Origin of the sequence: Nonomuraea polychroma (genome assembly GCF_004011505.1) — a bacterium.
GTDB lineage: Bacteria > Actinomycetota > Actinomycetes > Streptosporangiales > Streptosporangiaceae > Nonomuraea > Nonomuraea polychroma.
Genome location: NZ_SAUN01000001.1, coordinates 10,600,890 through 10,617,929, shown reverse-complemented (window position 1 = coordinate 10,617,929; position 17,040 = coordinate 10,600,890). Strand labels below are relative to the sequence as shown.

16 protein-coding genes are annotated in these 17,040 nt (G+C 71.0%); 8 read left to right on the top strand and 8 right to left on the bottom strand.

What is annotated here, in order from left to right; genetic code table 11:
* Positions 1-2: 2 nt before the first annotated feature.
* Positions 3-1,004: a glycosyltransferase gene (locus EDD27_RS49645; protein WP_127941465.1), complete on the top strand. Its 1,002-nt coding sequence runs from the start codon at positions 3-5 to the stop codon at positions 1,002-1,004.
* Here EDD27_RS49645 and EDD27_RS49640 read toward each other — a convergent pair.
* From EDD27_RS49640 to EDD27_RS49630, 3 genes are read right to left on the bottom strand one after another with little or no spacing between them, the layout of a single operon-like run.
* Positions 1,001-2,032, bottom strand: a complete 1,032-nt coding sequence (locus tag EDD27_RS49640; RefSeq protein ID WP_127939681.1) for a sulfotransferase family protein — start codon at positions 2,030-2,032, stop codon at positions 1,001-1,003. The two genes, EDD27_RS49645 and EDD27_RS49640, sit on opposite strands and share 4 nt — an antisense overlap.
* A gap of 20 nt (positions 2,033-2,052) precedes the next feature.
* Positions 2,053-2,925: a CDP-alcohol phosphatidyltransferase family protein gene (locus EDD27_RS49635; RefSeq protein ID WP_241564656.1), complete on the bottom strand. Its 873-nt coding sequence runs from the start codon at positions 2,923-2,925 to the stop codon at positions 2,053-2,055.
* A gap of 48 nt (positions 2,926-2,973) precedes the next feature.
* A complete protein-coding gene (locus EDD27_RS49630) occupies positions 2,974-4,461 on the bottom strand; it encodes a glycosyltransferase family 2 protein (protein ID WP_164904142.1) in 1,488 nt (495 codons plus the stop codon).
* Between the two features lie 102 nt (positions 4,462-4,563).
* Between EDD27_RS49630 and EDD27_RS49625 the strand changes: the two genes are divergently transcribed.
* On the top strand, positions 4,564-5,055 hold the full coding sequence (locus EDD27_RS49625) for a GNAT family N-acetyltransferase (RefSeq protein ID WP_127939679.1): 492 nt from the start codon (positions 4,564-4,566) through the stop codon (positions 5,053-5,055).
* Positions 5,052-6,095 carry a pseudaminic acid synthase gene (gene pseI / locus EDD27_RS49620; RefSeq protein WP_127939678.1) on the top strand — a complete coding sequence of 348 codons (1,044 nt, stop codon included), beginning with the start codon at positions 5,052-5,054 and terminating at the stop codon, positions 6,093-6,095. Before EDD27_RS49625 ends, pseI begins: the two co-directional genes overlap by 4 nt.
* Here the strand turns inward: pseI and EDD27_RS49615 are convergent.
* Both EDD27_RS49615 and EDD27_RS49610 read right to left on the bottom strand, forming a co-directional pair.
* Entirely contained in the window at positions 6,092-7,063 is a 972-nt protein-coding gene (locus EDD27_RS49615; RefSeq protein ID WP_127939677.1) for a PseG/SpsG family protein, read from the bottom strand. The two genes, pseI and EDD27_RS49615, sit on opposite strands and share 4 nt — an antisense overlap.
* Complete coding sequence (locus tag EDD27_RS49610) at positions 7,060-7,794, bottom strand: cytidylyltransferase domain-containing protein (protein ID WP_127939676.1); 735 nt, start codon at positions 7,792-7,794, stop codon at positions 7,060-7,062. The genes EDD27_RS49615 and EDD27_RS49610 overlap by 4 nt, the downstream gene beginning before the upstream one ends.
* A 102-nt stretch (positions 7,795-7,896) precedes the next feature.
* On the opposite strand from EDD27_RS49610, the gene pseB reads away from it, so the two are divergent.
* Positions 7,897-8,874 carry a UDP-N-acetylglucosamine 4,6-dehydratase (inverting) gene (gene pseB / locus EDD27_RS49605; RefSeq protein WP_127939675.1) on the top strand — a complete coding sequence of 326 codons (978 nt, stop codon included), beginning with the start codon at positions 7,897-7,899 and terminating at the stop codon, positions 8,872-8,874.
* The gene (locus EDD27_RS49600; RefSeq protein ID WP_127939674.1) at positions 8,874-9,998 is read left to right on the top strand and encodes a DegT/DnrJ/EryC1/StrS family aminotransferase; all 1,125 of its coding nucleotides are present in this window, start codon (positions 8,874-8,876) and stop codon (positions 9,996-9,998) included. The genes pseB and EDD27_RS49600 overlap by 1 nt, the downstream gene beginning before the upstream one ends.
* On the opposite strand, the gene EDD27_RS49595 is transcribed toward EDD27_RS49600, so the two are convergent.
* From EDD27_RS49595 to EDD27_RS57505, 3 genes are read right to left on the bottom strand one after another with little or no spacing between them, the layout of a single operon-like run.
* On the bottom strand, positions 9,995-11,881 hold the full coding sequence (locus EDD27_RS49595; RefSeq protein WP_127939673.1) for a glycosyltransferase family 2 protein: 1,887 nt from the start codon (positions 11,879-11,881) through the stop codon (positions 9,995-9,997). The two genes, EDD27_RS49600 and EDD27_RS49595, sit on opposite strands and share 4 nt — an antisense overlap.
* Before the next feature lie 15 nt (positions 11,882-11,896).
* Positions 11,897-13,519, bottom strand: coding sequence for a class I SAM-dependent methyltransferase (locus EDD27_RS49590; protein WP_127939672.1), 1,623 nt, complete (start codon positions 13,517-13,519; stop codon positions 11,897-11,899).
* A 59-nt stretch (positions 13,520-13,578) separates the two neighbouring features.
* Positions 13,579-13,998 (bottom strand): hypothetical protein, encoded by a 420-nt coding sequence (locus tag EDD27_RS57505; protein ID WP_241564655.1) that lies wholly within the window; start codon positions 13,996-13,998, stop codon positions 13,579-13,581.
* 578 nt (positions 13,999-14,576) lie between these two features.
* On the opposite strand from EDD27_RS57505, the gene EDD27_RS49580 reads away from it, so the two are divergent.
* From EDD27_RS49580 to EDD27_RS49570, 3 genes are all read left to right on the top strand, one after another.
* Entirely contained in the window at positions 14,577-14,825 is a 249-nt protein-coding gene (locus tag EDD27_RS49580; protein ID WP_127939671.1) for an acyl carrier protein, read from the top strand.
* A gap of 133 nt (positions 14,826-14,958) precedes the next feature.
* Entirely contained in the window at positions 14,959-15,681 is a 723-nt protein-coding gene (locus EDD27_RS49575) for an SDR family NAD(P)-dependent oxidoreductase (protein WP_206642009.1), read from the top strand.
* Positions 15,678-17,024, top strand: a complete 1,347-nt coding sequence (locus EDD27_RS49570) for an AMP-binding protein (protein WP_127939669.1) — start codon at positions 15,678-15,680, stop codon at positions 17,022-17,024. Before EDD27_RS49575 ends, EDD27_RS49570 begins: the two co-directional genes overlap by 4 nt.
* Positions 17,025-17,040: the final 16 nt, after the last annotated feature.

Sequence of the window (17,040 nt, the reverse complement as noted above, 5' to 3'; positions counted from 1 at the left end):
GCATGGACGCCGACACCCTCGGCGGCATCCAGCAGGTCACGCACACGCTCGCCCAGGGACTGGCCGAGCGCGGCCATGAGGTGCACGTGATCGGCCTGCAGCGGTCCCGTTCACCGTTCGCCTACGTGGACCGGCCGCTCTACCACCGTCACCTGATCACGTCCGACCGGAAGGCGCGCAAGCTGCTGGCCGCGCTCGGGCCGGGGTATGCGATCATGACTTCGCCATCGGTGGTGATCAAGCTGTCCGGGCTGCTGCCCGCCGGCTTGCGTCCGATCGGCCAGTACCACGGCTCGTACGACCACGCCCGCGGCTGCTGGCACCTCGGCTCGATCAGGAAGCACTACCCCGACCTCGACCAGGCGGTCTTCCTGAGCGAAGACGACGCATGGCGCTTCTCCGAGCACGCGCTGCTGCCCAACACCTGGACCCTGCCGAACCCGCTGGCCGTCTGGCCGGAGCGGGCGTCCACGCTCGCCTCGCCCAGGGTGATCGGCATGGGCCGGCTGGAGGGCGTCAAGCGGTTCGACCGGCTGATCAGCGCGTTCGCACGTACGGGAGCGCCGCCGCCATGGGAGCTGCACCTCATCGGCGACGGCGCCGAGCGGGAACGGCTACGCGCGCACGCGGACAGGGAGGGCGTCGGCGACCGCGTGGTCCTCAGAGGCCTGGTGCCGGCCGCGCAGTTGCCCGCCGAGTACCTCAACGCCGCGATCCTGGGCTTGACCAGCGAGCACGAGGGCCTGCCGATCGTGTTGCTGGAGTCGGGCGCGCACGGGGTGCCGTCGGTGGCGTTCGACGTGTCGGGCGGCGTGCGCTCCGCGGGCCCGGTGCTGGTGCCGCCGGGTGACGTGGACGCCTTCGGAGCGGAGCTGGCCCGGCTCATGAACTCCGGGGACGAGCGGCGGCGACTCGGGGCCGCCGCCCGCGCACGGGCCGAGGCGTTCCGCCTCGACCACGTGCTGGACCGGTGGGAGCGGCTGTTCTCCCACATCGAGCGCTAGACGACCAGCTCCGGGCGCTGCTGCGGGACTCCCGCGAGCGAGCGCTGGCGCGAGGTGAGCATGGCGGCCACCGGGCTCGGCTCACGCAGCCGGTTGAAGCGGTCGCGCACGTGCTTGCGCATGCGGCTGGCCCTGCGCTTCTGCATCGTCTTCTGGCAGGTCGTGATGTGCTCCCTGGACGGCTTGGGCGCGCCGGTCAGCTCGTAGCCCATGGACTCCAGGCGGTCGCCGAGCATGTGCTCGCACAGCGCGATCTCCCAGTCCTCCAGGCGGTTGGCCCAGCTGCCCACGCGGGTGCGGATGACCTCGCCGTGCGTGTTGCTGTGCCAGACCTTGTGCTGCGGCACCGCCACGCTGGCCGCCTCGCGTGGAGAGACCATCGCCGGCGAGAACTCCTCCTCCAGGAAATGGCAGATCTTCTTCAGCTCGGTCGAGGGATCGTCGGTGAGGTCCTCGTACCGCAGCTCGTAGTAGGTGTCCTCGGGCAACGTGCGGCGCAGCCGGGCGCCCGCGTCGATGGCCTCGGCCCAGGTGGAGATGGCGTGGAAGGAGTCCAGCGTGTACCAGGGCATCTCCTTCAGCGACGACACGCAGTCGCGGCCGTCCCTGATCAGGTGGATGAACTGCGCGTCGGGGAACAGCCTCAGCAGCATGTCCACCTGCTTGACGTAGCTGGGCCGCTTGTCGCCCCAGCGGCTCTTGTCGAACCGGTCGGCATACATGCGGAAGGCGGTGCCGATCACCGACCCGAGCGAGCCGGGACCGGCCACGCACTGCCTGACGAACTCGTCCTTGTCGATCTTGAGCTCGCGGAACTTGGTGGTGCGGTCGGTCGCGATCCACTCCGCCAGGGCGCGACGGCGATGGGTCACCCGCAGGTCGCCCCACTTGCGCCGGCGGTAATACGCGGGAACGAGGAAGCGGGTCTCCGGCGGCACCGCCATGCGCGGGTGCGAGTGCAGCATGAGCTGGAGCATCGTGGTGCCGGAGCGCGGACATCCGATGACGAAGACTGGTCGGTCGGACATTTCGTACTAACCCCCGAAAACTAGACGAGAACGTGCTCTCGGCTCTCCTGAGAGGAGACCACGCCGTGCCTGCGCGTGAAGAGCCACATCCGGTAGACAAGGACGACCTCGTTGGCGAGCAGCAGAACCCCCGCCATCGCGGCGAGCGGGATCAGCGCCCACGCCCCGGCGAGAGGCGCGACCACGAACACCGCCGCGTGGAACTCGATGCCGCTGATCAGGTGTGAGCGGACCCGGCGCCGTGCCAGGAACCTGTTGAGCCGCCGAGGGAAGCTGCGCGGCCGCGGCGCCCGTTCCGGCGCCACTCGCTCCAGTGGCAGCGGTTCGCGCGGCCGTGGTTCCAGCGGCAGCTGCTCCAACGGCACCTCGTCCAGCAGCTCGGGGTCCTCATCGAGCACCGGCAGCTGCCGGGCTTCCCTGACGGCCTCGCGTACGCGCTTCATCTGCGGCGCGTTGACGTATCTGAACAGGTCCAGCACGGCCACCGCCGCGCCGAGGAACACCCACCGCACCTCCCCGGTCAGGGTGTACTGCCCGCACGCCAGCCCCCCGGCGCACAGGACCACTCTGATCCGGTCGCCCACGTAGTCGAGCCAGAGGCCGAAGGGCGTCCCCGTGCCTTTGAGCCTGGCTATTTTGCCGTCCACGCAGTCGATCATGAAGCTGAGATAGAAGACCACAGCGCCCGCGACGAGCTGGTCGGCTGCGAAGCAAGCGGCCGACACCATGCCGAGGACCAGCGAGAGCACGGTGAGCGCGTTGGGCGTCAGCCGGGTGCGGTTGGCGACGACGAGCGCGACCCGGCAGGCGACCGGGTCCACGAAGTACACGGTCCACCAGGAGTCTCTCCGCTTGCGGGTCCCATAGACGTCATCGAGCGAATAGGTCCTCATGGAGACCAGCATGAACACGACACGCGCTCTCGCGATTACTGTCTGGAACTACTGGGGCATGTCCATGCCGCTTCTTGACCAACCCGGCACTCCTGATGGCGTGAACCGCCACGACCCGCCCGCCTCGGCATCCCTGAACCAGCCCTTCAGCACCAGCCCGCGGATCTCGGCCCGCACTTGCAGCCGCCAGGTCGGGCCACCGCCGGCCAGCCGCTCCGGGTCGAAGGTCGTGACGATTCCATGGCGTCCGGCCCGCTGGGTCTCCAGCGGGATCCTGCGGCGGCCGTCACTGAGCCACAGATCGACCCGGCCGATCCGACGGTCGACCCGGTGGATCGCGACCTGCCCGCGCAGCCGGTATTCAGCGCCCGTCCACTCGCAGCTGTCGACCTTGGCGAGCAGCTTCAGCTCCTCCCGGGCGTCGAACACGGAGTCGGGGATCTTGAGGCGGCGGTCCCGGAAGAACGGGTAGTCGCCGTACCAGCCGGTGGTGCGCCAGCCGCGCGGCACCACGCGGGCAGCGTCCTCGCGGGCGCGCCGGAACTCGCGTACCTTCCGCAGCTCGGCCACCAGGCCGCGCCCGATCAGGTGCAGCTCCAGGCGGCGCAACGACGGGGCGGTGTCCAGGGCGTGCTTCCCCAGCTCGGCCATCCAGGCGCGGGCCAGATCGAGCACTGGGCCCGGCTCCTCAGCGGTCTCCAGCGCCTGGAACAGGAAGACGATGTCCTTCTCCAGCACCAGCGCGTCGAAGCCGTCGAGCAACTCGGGGGCCCGCTCGTCCAGGAACGCCCGGACCGCGCGGATGGCGGCCAGCCGCTCGTGCAGGTTGGGCAGTTCGTTCCGGCACTGCGTGATGGACCACTCTCGCCTGCGCCAGTGGTAGACCACGTCGCCCAGCATGTCCACGCTGGTGGCCAGCACGTGCGCCTGCATGGCCACCGGCACGTCCTCGTAGATGCCGGCGGCGAACTCCAGCCTGGCACGCTCCCAGAAGGCCCGCCGGTAGACCTTGTTCCAGATCGTGCGGTCCCTGATGAGCACATGCTTGTCGGTGATGTGCGTGCACAATTTCGGCCGTCTGAACACCCTCTCGTGCAGGATCGACTCCTCGAGCACGCCGTCGACGAGCCGCCGCACCGCGCCGCACGCCAGGTCGGACCCGGTCTCGGCGAGCGTGGCGACCAGCCGCTCGTACGCTTCCGGCGGCACGACGTCGTCGGCGTCGGCGAAGGCCAGGTACGCCCCCCTGGCCCGCTCGATCCCCGCGTTGCGGGCCGGCCCCGGCCCCAGGTTGCGCTGCCCGATCAGGACGAAGCGGCGGTCCGCGGCGACGAAGTCCTCGGCGATCCGCCGGCTGCCGTCGCTGGACCCGTCGTCGACCATGATCACCTCGAAGTCCTCAAGCGTCTGGACGGCCAGCGACTTCAGGCACTCGGTGAGGTACGGCTCCACGTTGTGGATCGGGACGACGACGCTGAGAAGGGGGATCATGCCGATTTGCTCCTTGGCCTCGGGATCGGGGATCGAGGGCAGCATGCCTTGGACTCCGCGCCCGAGACCTGAGCCTGATGAGCTCTTTACCCGACGCGCCATCCGCTACGTTGGGCAAAGGAACAATGACAGACGGTAAGGAACGCGATGCTGAGAGGCGTTCGGGACGACGATCTACCGGTCATGCGGCGCTGGCGCAACCACCCTCGGGTGCGCGCCGCCAGCTTCACCACACATGAGATCGGGGCCGGCGAGCATGCCCGCTGGTGGGCGGCGGTCCGGGCCGATCCGGCGAAACGGGTGCTGATCTACGACCACGGGGGGACCGCGGCGGGCGTGGTGACGTACGCGGACCTGTCGGCGGTGAGCGCCTGCTGGGGCTTCTACCTGGACTTCGACGGGCTCGAACGGTCGGGAACGCTGCTGCGGGCGTGGATCGGCCTGGAGCGGGCGGCCATCGACCACGCCTTCGGCCCGCTCGGGCTGACGACGTTGCGCGGGTCCGTGCTGGCCGACAACGAGCCGGTCAGGCTGCTGCACAGGCGGTTCGGGTTCGTCGAGGTCGGGACCTACCGGCGGGACGTGGACGGGGTGGCACGCGACGTCGTGGCCATCGAACTGAGGAAGGAAGACTCATGATCTCCATCGCGGGACGGCCGATCGGGCCGGGGCATCCGCCGTTCGTCGTCGCCGAGTTGTCCGGCAATCACAACGGGAGCCTGGAGCGGGCGCTCGCCATCGTGGACGCGGTGGCCGCGACCGGCGCACATGCGCTGAAACTGCAGACGTACCGGCCGGACACGCTCACCGTCGACGCCGACGGGCCGGCGTTCCGCGTCGGCGACGAGCACGCGCTGTGGGGCGGCGAGACGCTTTACCGGCTCTTCGAGCGGGCCCACACGCCGTGGGAGTGGCACGAGCCGATCTTCGAGCGGGCCCGAGCGCACGGGCTCATTGTCTTCTCCTCTCCCTTCGACCCGACGGCCGTCGAGCTCCTCGAGAAGCTCGACGTGCCCGCCTACAAGATCGCCTCCTCGGAGATCGTGGATCTGCCGCTGATCCGGCTGGCGGCCGGCACCGGCAAGCCGCTGATCATCTCCACGGGGATGGCGTCGACCGGCGAGATCCACGCCGCCGTGACCGCCGCCAAAGAGGCCGGGTGCGCACAACTCGCCGTGTTGGCGTGCACGGCCTCCTACCCGGCCTCGCCTGCCGAGAGCAACCTGCGGGCGCTGCCGCTGCTGGCGGCGCTCACCGGGGAGGTGGTGGGCGTCTCGGACCACACGCCCGGCATCGGGGTCCCGCTGGCCGCGGTCGCGCTGGGGGCCTGCCTGATCGAGAAGCACGTGACCGCCTCGCGGGCCGACGGCGGGGTGGACGCCGCTTTCTCGCTGGAGCCCCATGAGCTGGCGGCGCTGGTGACCGAGAGCGAGCGGGCCTGGGAGGCGCTGGGGAGCGCGGTGATCGGGCCGCGGGCGTCCGAACGCGAAGGGCTGCGGTTCCGCCGGTCGTTGTACGTGGTCCGCGACGTGCGCGCCGGTGAGCCGGTCAGCGCGGCGAACGTACGGTCGATCCGGCCCGCCGGAGGGTTGCCTCCGGACGCGGCGCGGGACGTGATGGGGCGACACTTCGTCCGTGACGTCCCGAAAGGCACGCCGCTGAGCTGGGACCTGATCTAGAACAGTGCCAGCAGGGCGTCGGCGACGCGTTCCCGGCCCTTGCCGTCCACCAGGCCGCCGCCCCGCCGGCCGTGCTCCTCGCGGGCGGCGGGATCGGCCAGGAGGCGGGCCAGCGTACCGACCGCCTGCTCGCCGGGTTTGTCGCCGAGCCCGGCCGCGACACCCCTGCCCACGAGCTCCTCGTAGCCGATGAGCTGGTTGTCCGCCACCCAGGTCAGCGCGGTGGGCACGCCGAGGTGGAGCAGCTCCCAGACGGCCGAGCCCGCCGCGGTGACCACCAGGTCGGCCCGGGCCATGAGCTCGGGCAGCCGGTCCGTCGGCGGGATGACGGTGATCGCGTCGCCTCCCGCGAACGGCGCCGGGCTGATCATCGTGCCCTCGAACGGCACGCCGGTCGCCACGAGCGCCTCCGCCCAGGCGGGCACCACACCCGCGCTGTCGGTGCCGCCGAAGAAGCACAACACCCGCGGCACCGCCCTGGCGCCCCGGAGCTCGCGTGACGCCCGCCGGCACCGCCGTACGCCGTCCCGCAGCAGCACGTAATCCGCCCCGGCCAGCCGGGGGCCGGCGTGGAAGGGCCGGTGTTCGGCGCCGAGGTTCTGGTCCAGGTAGAGGTCGGCCGCCTGGCCCAGCGGATCGCCGTCGACGATGGCGAGCACCGCCAGACCCGCGTCCCCGAGCACCGCCCCGGTCTCCGCCGGCAGGTCGTAGGAGTCGAGCACGACCGCGTCCAGCCGGAGCTTGCGGGCCAGCTCCGCCAGCCGGACCGGCTCGTCCGGCGCGGCCACCAGCGGCAGGCCGCGGTCACGCAACTGCGCCCGCGCCCACGCGGACCCGTGCACCGCGCCGGCGAACACGACGTCCACGCCGCGCGTGCGGAGTTCCTCGGCGAGGGCCACGCAGCGCACCAGATGCCCGACGCCGCGCCCGACCCCGGCGTCGCAGCGGAAACCGACCCGACCGGTCACGCGTCCTGGAGCGCTTTCTGCTTGACGTGGGCGTTGAGCCCGCGCACCTCGGGGTGGTCGCGCAACCAGCTCACCAGCCTCCCGACCGGCACGCAGGCGTCGCCCAGCGCGTCCACCACCTGGGAGATGAGCCGCCAGTCGTCCTCGGTGTCGAGCGTGACCCGCAGATCGTCGGCGACGGGCTGGTGGGCGAGCCCGAGCAGCCGCGTGTCACCGGGCTGCTCGTACACATAGGAGGTCACGTGCACGCGGTGATAGGCGGTGGCCTCCCGGTCGGCCCGCTCCAGCGCCTCCCGGCTCACGATCTCCACGTCGAGCCCGCGCGGCAGCGTACGGGGCAGGCTCGTGCTCAGGTAGCCGAGCCCGGGCACGGCCCGGTAGACGAGCGCGGCCTCCCTGATCACCTGGGGGTCGAGCAGCGGGCAGTCCGCCGTGAAGCGCATCACGGCCTCCCCCTCCCGCTCCTCCAGCGCCTGCATGAACCGCGTGAGCACGTCGTCCACGGGTCCCCGGTGCCAGTCCACGCCGAGGCGGCAACACTCGGCGACCACCACGTCGTCGACCTCCTCGGTCGTGGTGGCGACGACGAGGTCGTCCACCGCCTCCGACTCGCGAACGGCACGCACCACCCACCCCAGCACGGACCGGCCGCCGTCGCCCAGCTGCCGCAGCACCTTGCCCGGCAATCGTGTAGATCCCATACGAGCCTGAATGATCCCGACAATACGCACAGCAGCCCCATTCCCCCGTGTGACAGTGCGTCATTGACCGATCGCGCTATGCTACCGCCGAGCATGACCGCTACAGCGCTAAGTGCGATTTTCGGGGGGCACGTGAGCATTCTCAGCGGATCGTCGATTCTGATCACGGGCGGGACGGGGTCGTTCGGCAAGGCCTTCATCCGCCATGCGCTCGACTCGCTGGGGGTGCGCCGCTTGGTGGTCTTCTCCCGCGACGAGCTCAAGCAATACGAGACCAGGCAGCTCTTCGGCGACGACGAGCGGCTGCGCTGGTTCATCGGTGACGTCAGAGACCGCGACCGCCTGACCCGCGCCATGCACGGCGTCGACCACGTCGTCCACGCGGCGGCGCTCAAGCAGGTGGACACGGCCGAATACAACCCGTTCGAATACGTCCGCACCAACGTCGCCGGCTCGCAGAACGTGGTCGAGGCCGCCATCGACTGCGGCGTGCGTAAGGTGGTCGCGCTCTCCACCGACAAGGCGTCAAGCCCGATCAACCTCTACGGCGCCACGAAGCTGGTGGCGGACAAGTTGTTCGTGTCGGCCAACCACTACGCGGCCGCGCACGAGACCCGCTTCGCCGTGGTCCGCTACGGCAACGTCGTGGGCAGCAGGGGCTCGGTGGTGCCGCTGTTCCTGCGCCTGGCCGAGCAGGGCAGCAGCCTGCCGATCACCGACAAGCGCATGACCAGGTTCTGGATCACTCTCGAGCAGGCCGTCAGGTTCGTGGTGGACTCGTTCGACCTGATGCGGGGCGGCGAGCTCTACGTGCCGCGCATCCCCAGCATGCGCATCACCGACCTGGCCGAGGCGCTGGCACCGGACAGCCCGATCTACGAGATCGGCATCCGTCCCGGCGAAAAGCTGCACGAGGAGATGATCGGCCCCGACGACGGCCGCAGGGCGCTGCGGCTCCCGGACCGCTTCGTCGTCCAGCCCACGATCGCGACCTGGGGCTATACGCCGCCGCCCTCCGGCGAGATGTTGCCGGAGGGCTTCGCCTACCGCTCGGACACCAACGACCAATGGTTGTCGGTGGACGATCTGCGCACCATGGTGACAGGCTGATGCTCCCCTACGGGCGGCAGTCCATCGCGGAGACCGATGTCGAGGCGGTGACCCGCGTGTTGCGCGGCGACTGGCTGACCACGGGTCCTGCGGTGGGCGCGTTCGAGGCGGAGCTGGCCCGCTGGGCGGGCGGCGTGCCGTGCGTGTCGGTCACGTCGGGCACGGCCGCGCTGCACGTTGCCTACGCGGCGGCGGAGGTGCGCGCGGGCGACGAGGTCATCACGTCTCCGCTGACGTTCGTGGCCACGGCCGCCACGGCGGCGCTGCTCGGCGCGCGAGTGGTCTTCGCAGACGTGCAGCCCGACACCGGCAACCTCGATCCGGACGCCGTGGCCGCGCTGGCCGGCCGCAGGACGCGGGTGGTCACGGCCGTGGACTACGCGGGCCATCCCGCCGACTACGACGAGCTGCGGGCGGTCGCCGACCAGGCGGGCGCGACGCTGGTGGCGGACGCGGCGCACTCGATCGGGGCGGCGTACAAGGACCGGCCCGTCGGGTCGCTGGCGGACCTGACGACGTTCTCGTTCTTCCCCACCAAGACCGTGACGACCGCCGAGGGCGGCGCGGTCGCGGCGGCCGACCCCGAGCGGCACGCGCGGGCGGCCCGCTTCAGGAACCACGGCCTGGTCAGGGACCCGGCCGAGCAGCGGGAGCCGGACGTCGGAGGCTGGCACCAGGAGGTGCACGAGTTCGGGCTCAACTACAGGCTGCCCGACGTGCTGTGCGCGCTCGGCATCAGCCAGTTGCGGCGGCTGGCCGGCTTCCGCGAGCGCCGGCGGGAGCTGGTCTCCCGCTACAACGTGCTGCTGCGCGACGTGCCGGGGCTGACGCTTCCCGCGCAGCGGGCATACGTGTCCCCGAGCTGGCACCTCTATCCGGTGCGCGTCCGCGACGGGAGGCGGCGCGAGGTCTACGACCGCATGCGGGCCGCCGGCATCGGCGTGCAGGTCAATTACGTCCCGGCCTATTGGCATCCGGTGTTCGCGGACCTCGGCTACCGGCGCGGTCTCTGCCCGCGCGCCGAGGCGTATTACGCCGAGGAGTTGTCGCTGCCGCTCTTCCCTGACCTCACCGACGCCCAGCAGGACCGCGTCGTGGAGACGCTGGCGGGGATCCTGGTCTAACGCTCGGCCAGCAGCAGGCAGCCGTCCTCGCCCCGGTCCACCAGGAAATGCCGCTCCGCGACGGTCACGACGGGACGCTGGCGGGTGCGCACCAGCGGGAGCAGCGCCTTGCCCTGGTCGATGACGACCTCCCAGCACGACTCGTCGCCCACCCTCTCGTCGACGTCGGCCAGCGGCACCCGGGCGTGGAAGTCCTGTCCGGCCAGCGACACCGGGAAGTACATCTCCTCGCCGTCGCTCCTGCGTCGCAGCCTCAGCATCGGCTCCCCGTCGCCGACGTCGGACATCTCCCCCGAGAACACCAGATCGCCGCCGTCCACCCGGCACTCGCCGATGATCGCCTCCGCCGTACGCAGCCGCAGGCCCCAGGAGCCCTTGACGGTGCGCACCGGCACCAGCCACACCCCCGACCTGCGGCGCGGCGCCGGTATCGCGGGCGGCAGCCAGCGTGGCCCGCCCACCTTGCCGTCCAGCCGCAGGCCCGGGCCCTTGAGGTCGAGCCGCAGGTCCCACCGGCCGCGCCTGGCGAGCTGGGCGGGGGTCAACGTGGCGGGGTCGAAGGAGAAGGAGAAGGGGAACACGTGCTGGGGCAGTATGTCGCCATCCTCGTCCTCGACGTGCTTCCAGACCGGCGCGGAGTCCTGCTCGCACAGCTGCACGGTCTCGCCGGTCCCGCGTTCCTCCAGCCGGACGCGTAGGCGCGCCCGGCCCAGCGCGCCGACGTCGAAGTTGCCGAGGCCCACCCATCCGGCGCCGGCGAGCCGGCCGTCCCGCCAGTCGAGCTCCACGAGCCTGGCGGACACGTCCAGCTCGTCCGACACGTCCGACAGGCGTCCCGGCAACCACGGATGGCGGCCGTACCAGCGCCTGCGCAGGAAGCCCGCCGGTCTCACCCGGGGGCGGAGCCGGCCGTCGCGGTCCTGGGCGTGTACGTCGACGAGCTCGGCCAGGCGGCGCTCGTGCAGCAGGTGCACCTGCAGCCGGTGCGCGAACGGCACGCTCTGCCACGCCTCGCGTGACACGCCGTCGAGATAGCGGGCGATCAGGTCGATCAGCGCGGGGTCCGCCGACGGGCCCATGGCGGCCACGGCCTCCACCGCGACGCTCATGTCGATGTCCATGGTGTCGCGGTCGAAGTCCGGCTTGAGCCGCGGGGCGCGGCGGGCCAGCAGGTCGGCGGTCTCCAGCACCGACAGGAGGCGGTCGCGGAGGTTGGCCGGCTCCAGGCGGCGCTGGGTGATCGAGGAGCCCGGCTCGTCGCGCTGCCGCCAGTGGTAGACGACCTTGGCCAGCACGTCCACCGAACGCGCGCCGACGTGGGCGGCCATGGCGACGACCTGGTCCTCGTACATGCGCTCCGGGAAGCTCAGGCCGAGCTCGTCCCAGAAGGAGCGGCGGTAGACCTTGTTCCAGAGCATGCGGTCGCGGATCAGCAGCGGGTGGCGGGTGATGTGGGTGCCCTTGACGGGCTTGGCGAACGCCTCCTTGTGGGCCCACGACCGCACCAGCAGGTTCCTGTAGAGGCGCATGACGTTTCCGCAGGCCAGGTCGGAGCCCGTGGATTCGAGCGAGGACACCAGGCGGCCGAGCGCGTCCCGGGGCACCGTGTCGTCACCGTCCACGAAGGCCAGGTAGCGGCCGGCCGCCTGGCGCACGCCGACGTTCCGGGCATGCCCGACCCCGTGGTTGTCCTGTCGGATGAGGTGGATGCGGCGGTCGTCGGCCTGCCTGGCCTCGACGACGGCGGGGCCGCCGTCGTCGCTGCCGTCGTCCACGCAGATCACCTCCAGATCCTTCAAGGTCTGGGCGGCGATGGAGTCCAGGCAGGGTCCGATGTACTTCTCGACGTTGTAGAACGGGACGATCACCGACAGAACCGGCACCTGTGCTCCTCTTCGTCAGCCGGACAACAAGCGGAAGACCTTGCGGGCGACCCTGCGCGGGCGGGACAGGCGGCGCGAGAGCCGGTAGCCGAGCGTTCTGCGGTAGGCGGTGGCTTTGCGCTGCGTCTTGCGGATCTTCGCCCGCGCCCTGACCAGCTCGCGCTCCCGGTAGGACAGCTTGGTCTCCAGACGCGCGACCCGCGCCAGGGCGGCGGTGAGCTGGTCGGCCAGCCGGTCGCGGACGCTCAGCAGGTCGCGGTACGTCGGCGCCTGCTCCGCCAGCTCGGCGGGCTGGCCCAGCTCGGCGTCGAGCTTGCGGGCCCGGTCGAGATCGCCGGAGTCGCAGGGGCGGTCGGCCATGCCGCACAGGGTCAGCGTGAGCTGGTCCGCCTCCAACGGCCACGGCCACGGGTGGTGGTGGCCGGCCGCCAGCAGCCTGACCGCGAACCGCCGCAGGATCCGGCACAGGACGACACGGGGCTCCGGTGGTGTGGACGGGGCCGCCATGGGGCCGATGGCGGCGAACCGCTCGCCGTCGTAGACCAGGCTGTCGGTGGCGGCGGCCGCGTCACCGCCCTGCTCCAGCCAGATGGCGAGGTCTTTGAGCAGCTCGCGGACGGTCTTGACGTCCTCGCGTGCGCACGCCTCGACGAGGATCTCCTCGACGACCCTGCCCGCGGGGATGGGGTGCTCGGCGCCGACGGGGAGCTGTTTGAGCCCCCCGCGGGTGAGCTCGTACAGGGCCGGCCCCTCCTCGATGAGGCCGAGCGGCAGCTCGCCCGCCCCGCCTGTGCCGGGGCTTTCGCCGCCCTGTGGGGGACGGGTGGCCACGGCGAGCCACAGCGGGGCCAGCTCCTCCCCCAGGCGGTGCCGGAACACCAGGCGGGTCAGGTGCAGTGGGTCGGCCACCAGCATGCGGTCGCCGCCCCTGGAGCTCAGTGAGAACGTGAGCGCGTCCGGCAGGCCGGACGTCAGTGCCTCACGCGCGAGCAAGGAACGGGGCGCCTGCCGGCACGGGTACGCCGCATAACGCCGCTGCACCGTCAGCCCCGCCGACTCCAGCCCGGCGTCCAGGGCGGCCGGCCCGCTGGGGTAACTGGGGTCGAAGCCGTGCGGGGCCCACTGGTCGTCGGCGCCGTCCCGGTCGGCGGGCCGGGCCTCGATGAAGCGGTCCACGCCGAGGTCGTTACGTACGCCGAGGACCAGCCGCCCGCCGGGGGCGACGAGTGCGGCCAGGGCGTCGAGGGACTCGATCCACGCGGCGGCCGGCGCCTCGGCGGAGTGCGTACGCAGCAGCCCGTCCAGCGCCAGCACCAGGTCGTACGGCTCGTCCGCGGCGAAGACCTCCAGCCGTCCGCAGAAGATCGCCAGCCCCGGATGGCGTTCGCCGAGCGCGCAGGCGTCGGGATAGGAACGCAGGAGCACGGCCGCCGATGGAGCCTGCGCCGCCACCTCCTCCACGACCAGCTGAGGGTGCGGGCCGACCAGCAGGACCCTGCCGCTCGGCGGGAGCATCCGCCTGAACAGCTCCAGCGCCGCACCCCGCCAGTCCGTCGTGCCGCCCACGTTGGACATGTCAGACCACAGCAGCATTTCCCCACCGATCAAATGGACGTTCTCGGGCGCCTCTGTGCTCATGGCCTCATCGCTCTTGGCCTCACTCCGTGAGGCGCGCTCGGTCGCCGTACGCCGCGCGCTCATGAGCAGCGCACCCGCTTCCATCCGAACATTCGCCGTAGTTCCTCCGGTGTCGCCTGATACTCGAATCCCAGCTCGCGCCGCGCCACCTCGGCCGCCAGCTCCGGATCGACGTGCGTGCCGTGCAGCTCGGGCCAGAGCCGCATGCGGCGCGCCGTGCCGCCGTACTCGGGGCGCTCGTCCTCGAACTGCATCGGGTCCCCGTACACGGCCACCTCGCACCCCACCGAGGCGCCGTAGAACAGCGCGCTGCCGAGCCGGTTGGAGGCCACCCTGCGGTGGCGCCGCAGCTGGACCAGTTGCTTGCGCAGGAAATCGCGCCCCTTGCCCTCCCAGCGGGATCCGCGCTCGCCATGGCAGATGACACGAAACCCCCTCGATTCGTACGCTTGCCGAATGTCCGGGTTCGCGAATTCCAACCAATAAAGGCAGACCGTGACCGGACCAGTCTCGACATTTCGGATTTCGTCGGCCAGCCGGGCGTGGTCGCCCTTGACGGAAGACTTCTCCCAACCGTGAAAGGGATACCAGATCGTACCCTCACGCTTCGGCGTAACGCCCAGCTCAGGCTCTAGGTAAAGGAGGTAAATCCACGGGGCTCCGATGAGATAGTGCCCCCTTCGCCCCATCGACCAGCCCCGGCGTCGCAGCACGTCGGACCAGATGAAGCGGGGGTATCCGGGACTGCACCAGTGGTCGTTCGGGGGAAATCCATGGAGATAGTTCCATCCGTGCTGAAGGAAACCTTGGATCCGTTTTGGCACCTCGTCCGGTAGGCCGCAGTATCTTCCGAGTATTCGGGAGTGCCCGTACCAGTGATTGGATTCGTCCATCATTCCTCCCGTAGCGGTTGGCGCGCCCCATGCGACATTCCCAGCGCTCGAGGCGCCTCACGCGCCGTTATACAGTTCCATTACTCGAGGCGGGGGCTTGGTTTCTCCGCGCCGGAAAATGCCGCTACACTACGTCGTGGCTTGAGGACAGAGAGTGAGTGATCATGAGTCATCTCGATCGCCTGCGGGCCGTCTTCCGTAGGGCGCTCAACCTTCCCGCCGACACCGACGTCGACGGTCTCGAATACCGCGCCATCCCACAGTGGGACTCACTGGCCCACATGGCGTTGATCGCCGCGATGGAGGACGAGTTCTCCGTCATGATCGACACCGACGAAATGATCGACATGAGCTCGTTCGCGAAGGCGGCCGAGCTGCTGGAGAAGCATGGCATCGGCGCCGCCGCCATCTGACCCCCGCACCGCCACACCGTCGGGGCCGCCACCGTCCAGCCCCCGCATCGCTACGCCGTCGGGGCCGCTTCCGTCCGGGCGTCCGGCCGCCACGCGAACGGAGCAGGAGGAGCCCTATTCCGAGCCTCCTGTCGTGCTCGTCACCGGGTCCACGGCGGGCATCGGGCGGACGATCGCGGTGCGGCTGGCCGCGGCCGGATACGCCGTCGTGGTGCACGGGCGCGACGAGGAGCGCACGTCAAAGGCCGCCGCCGAGGTGGCGGCGGAGACCGGCGGGCCGGCCTTCCCTGTCCACGCCGACGTGGCGAACCCCTCGCTCGTCTCGGCCATGATGCGCCAGATCTACCAGCATCACGGCCGGCTCGACGCCCTAGTGATCAACGCCGGCATCCACGCCGCGGGCCCACTCGGCATGGTCCGCCACGACACGATCAACCGGTTGTTCGAGGTCAACGCGATGGGTGCGACGCACACCCTGCAGGCCTCGCTCAGGCTGCTGCGCCGGGGCACACGTCCCGCCGTGGTCCTGGTCTCCTCGATCATGGGCCGCGCGGGCGGCCGGGGGCAGGCGGTCTACTCCGCGACCAAGGCGGCGATCATCGGCCTCACCCTGGCCGCGGCCAAGGAGCTGGGGCCCGCCGGGATCAGGGTCAATGCCGTCGCTCCCGGCTACATCCAGACGGACATGCTCTCCACGCTCGACGCCGACGCCCGAGAGGCGACGATCGCGGCGACCCCGCTCGGCCGCCTCGGCACCCCGGACGACGTGGCCGGCGCCGTCACGTTCCTGCTCTCGCCCGCCGCGGGTTTCATCACCGGGCAGGTCATCGGCGTTGACGGCGGGCTGACGCCATGACCGCCGCGCGACCGCAGGACGGGCTCGGCGCCGCCGTGCTCCCGCACCCGGACGCGCGGCTCGTGATCGCCGGGGAGGCCGTGGGCATCGGCGGCGATGAGCTGATCAACCGCATCACACGGACGGCCGTTGCTCTCTCCCAGTTGCGGCCGGGCCCGCTGTTCTGCGGCATGCGCAACAACCTCGCGTCCGTGCTGCGCTACCTGGCGGCCTGGCGTTGCGGCCGGCCCATAGCGCTCCTGGACCCCAACCTCCCGGCCGGGACGCTGGCCGACCTGGCGCGGCGGTTCCGGCCTGCCGTGCTGCTCGGATTCGCGCACGCGCCCGACGGCTCGCCGCCGGCGCGGCGCGACGTCCCCGATCCGCATCCCGACCTCGCCGTCCTCCTCGCCACTTCGGGCTCCACCGGCAACCCCAAGCTCGTACGCCTGTCACGCACCGCCGTCCTGGCCAACGCCCAGGCCATCGCCACGGCGCTGTCCATCACGCCCGGGGAGATCGCCCCGACGAGCCTGCCGCTGCACTACAGCTATGGCCTGTCGGTGCTCAACAGCCACCTGGTGGCGGGCGCGTCCGTGATGCTGACCGAGGCCGGGCTGCTGGAGCGGTCGTTCTGGACGCACCTCGACGCGCACCGGTGCACGTCGCTGGCCGCCGTTCCCTACCAATACGAGATGCTGCGCCGGCTCCGCTACGACCGGTCCGAGCACCCGACGGTCACCACACTCACCCAGGCGGGCGGGCGGCTCAGCCCTGAGCTGATCGCGGAGTTCTCGAAGCAGGCGGACCGGTTCTTCGTCATGTACGGACAGACGGAGGCCACCGCCCGCATCGCCGTCCTTCCGCCGGACCGGCTCGCCGAGAAACCAGGCTCGGTGGGGGTGGCCGTTCCCGGGGGACGGCTGGAGATCGAGGATGGCGAGGTCGTCTACCACGGTCCCAACGTCATGATGGGTTACGCGGAGACGGCCGCGGACCTGGCCCGAGGGGACGATCTGGGTGGTGCGCTGCGCACCGGCGACCTGGGGTGGCTGGACTCCGAGGGTTTCCTCTCCATCACCGGGCGGCTCAAGCGGATCGCCAAGATCTTCGGTGTGCGGGTCAACCTCGACGACATCGAGCGCCTCCTGCGCGACTCCGGACCGGTGGCGGCCACCAGCGGGGACGACCGGGTGACGGTGTGGGCCGAAGGGCTCGACGCGGCCGGGTGCGCGCGGCTGGCGCGGCGGCTGGGCGCCGAGTTGCGGGTGCATTGGAGCGGGTTCGACGTGCGCGGCATCGACCGTCTGCCCCTGCTCGCCACCGGCAAGATCGACTACCGCGCCCTGGAATCCCGCGCATGACCAGCGTGCGGCGGGC

What these genes read in the sequence shown, in the direction of transcription:
- EDD27_RS49580 (WP_127939671.1), top strand. Translation starts at nt 14,577, where the DNA reads ATGAGTCATCTCGATCGCCTGCGGGCCGTCTTCCGTAGGGCGCTCAAC.
- EDD27_RS49630 (WP_164904142.1), bottom strand. Translation starts at nt 4,461, where the DNA reads ATGCTGCCCTCGATCCCCGATCCCGAGGCCAAGGAGCAAATCGGCATG.
- pseI (WP_127939678.1), top strand. Translation starts at nt 5,052, where the DNA reads ATGATCTCCATCGCGGGACGGCCGATCGGGCCGGGGCATCCGCCGTTC.
- EDD27_RS49635 (WP_241564656.1), bottom strand. Translation starts at nt 2,925, where the DNA reads ATGAGGACCTATTCGCTCGATGACGTCTATGGGACCCGCAAGCGGAGA.
- EDD27_RS49570 (WP_127939669.1), top strand. Translation starts at nt 15,678, where the DNA reads ATGACCGCCGCGCGACCGCAGGACGGGCTCGGCGCCGCCGTGCTCCCG.
- EDD27_RS49625 (WP_127939679.1), top strand. Translation starts at nt 4,564, where the DNA reads ATGCTGAGAGGCGTTCGGGACGACGATCTACCGGTCATGCGGCGCTGG.
- EDD27_RS49640 (WP_127939681.1), bottom strand. Translation starts at nt 2,032, where the DNA reads ATGTCCGACCGACCAGTCTTCGTCATCGGATGTCCGCGCTCCGGCACC.
- EDD27_RS49590 (WP_127939672.1), bottom strand. Translation starts at nt 13,519, where the DNA reads ATGAGCACAGAGGCGCCCGAGAACGTCCATTTGATCGGTGGGGAAATG.
- EDD27_RS49600 (WP_127939674.1), top strand. Translation starts at nt 8,874, where the DNA reads ATGCTCCCCTACGGGCGGCAGTCCATCGCGGAGACCGATGTCGAGGCG.
- EDD27_RS49645 (WP_127941465.1), top strand. Translation starts at nt 3, where the DNA reads ATGGACGCCGACACCCTCGGCGGCATCCAGCAGGTCACGCACACGCTC.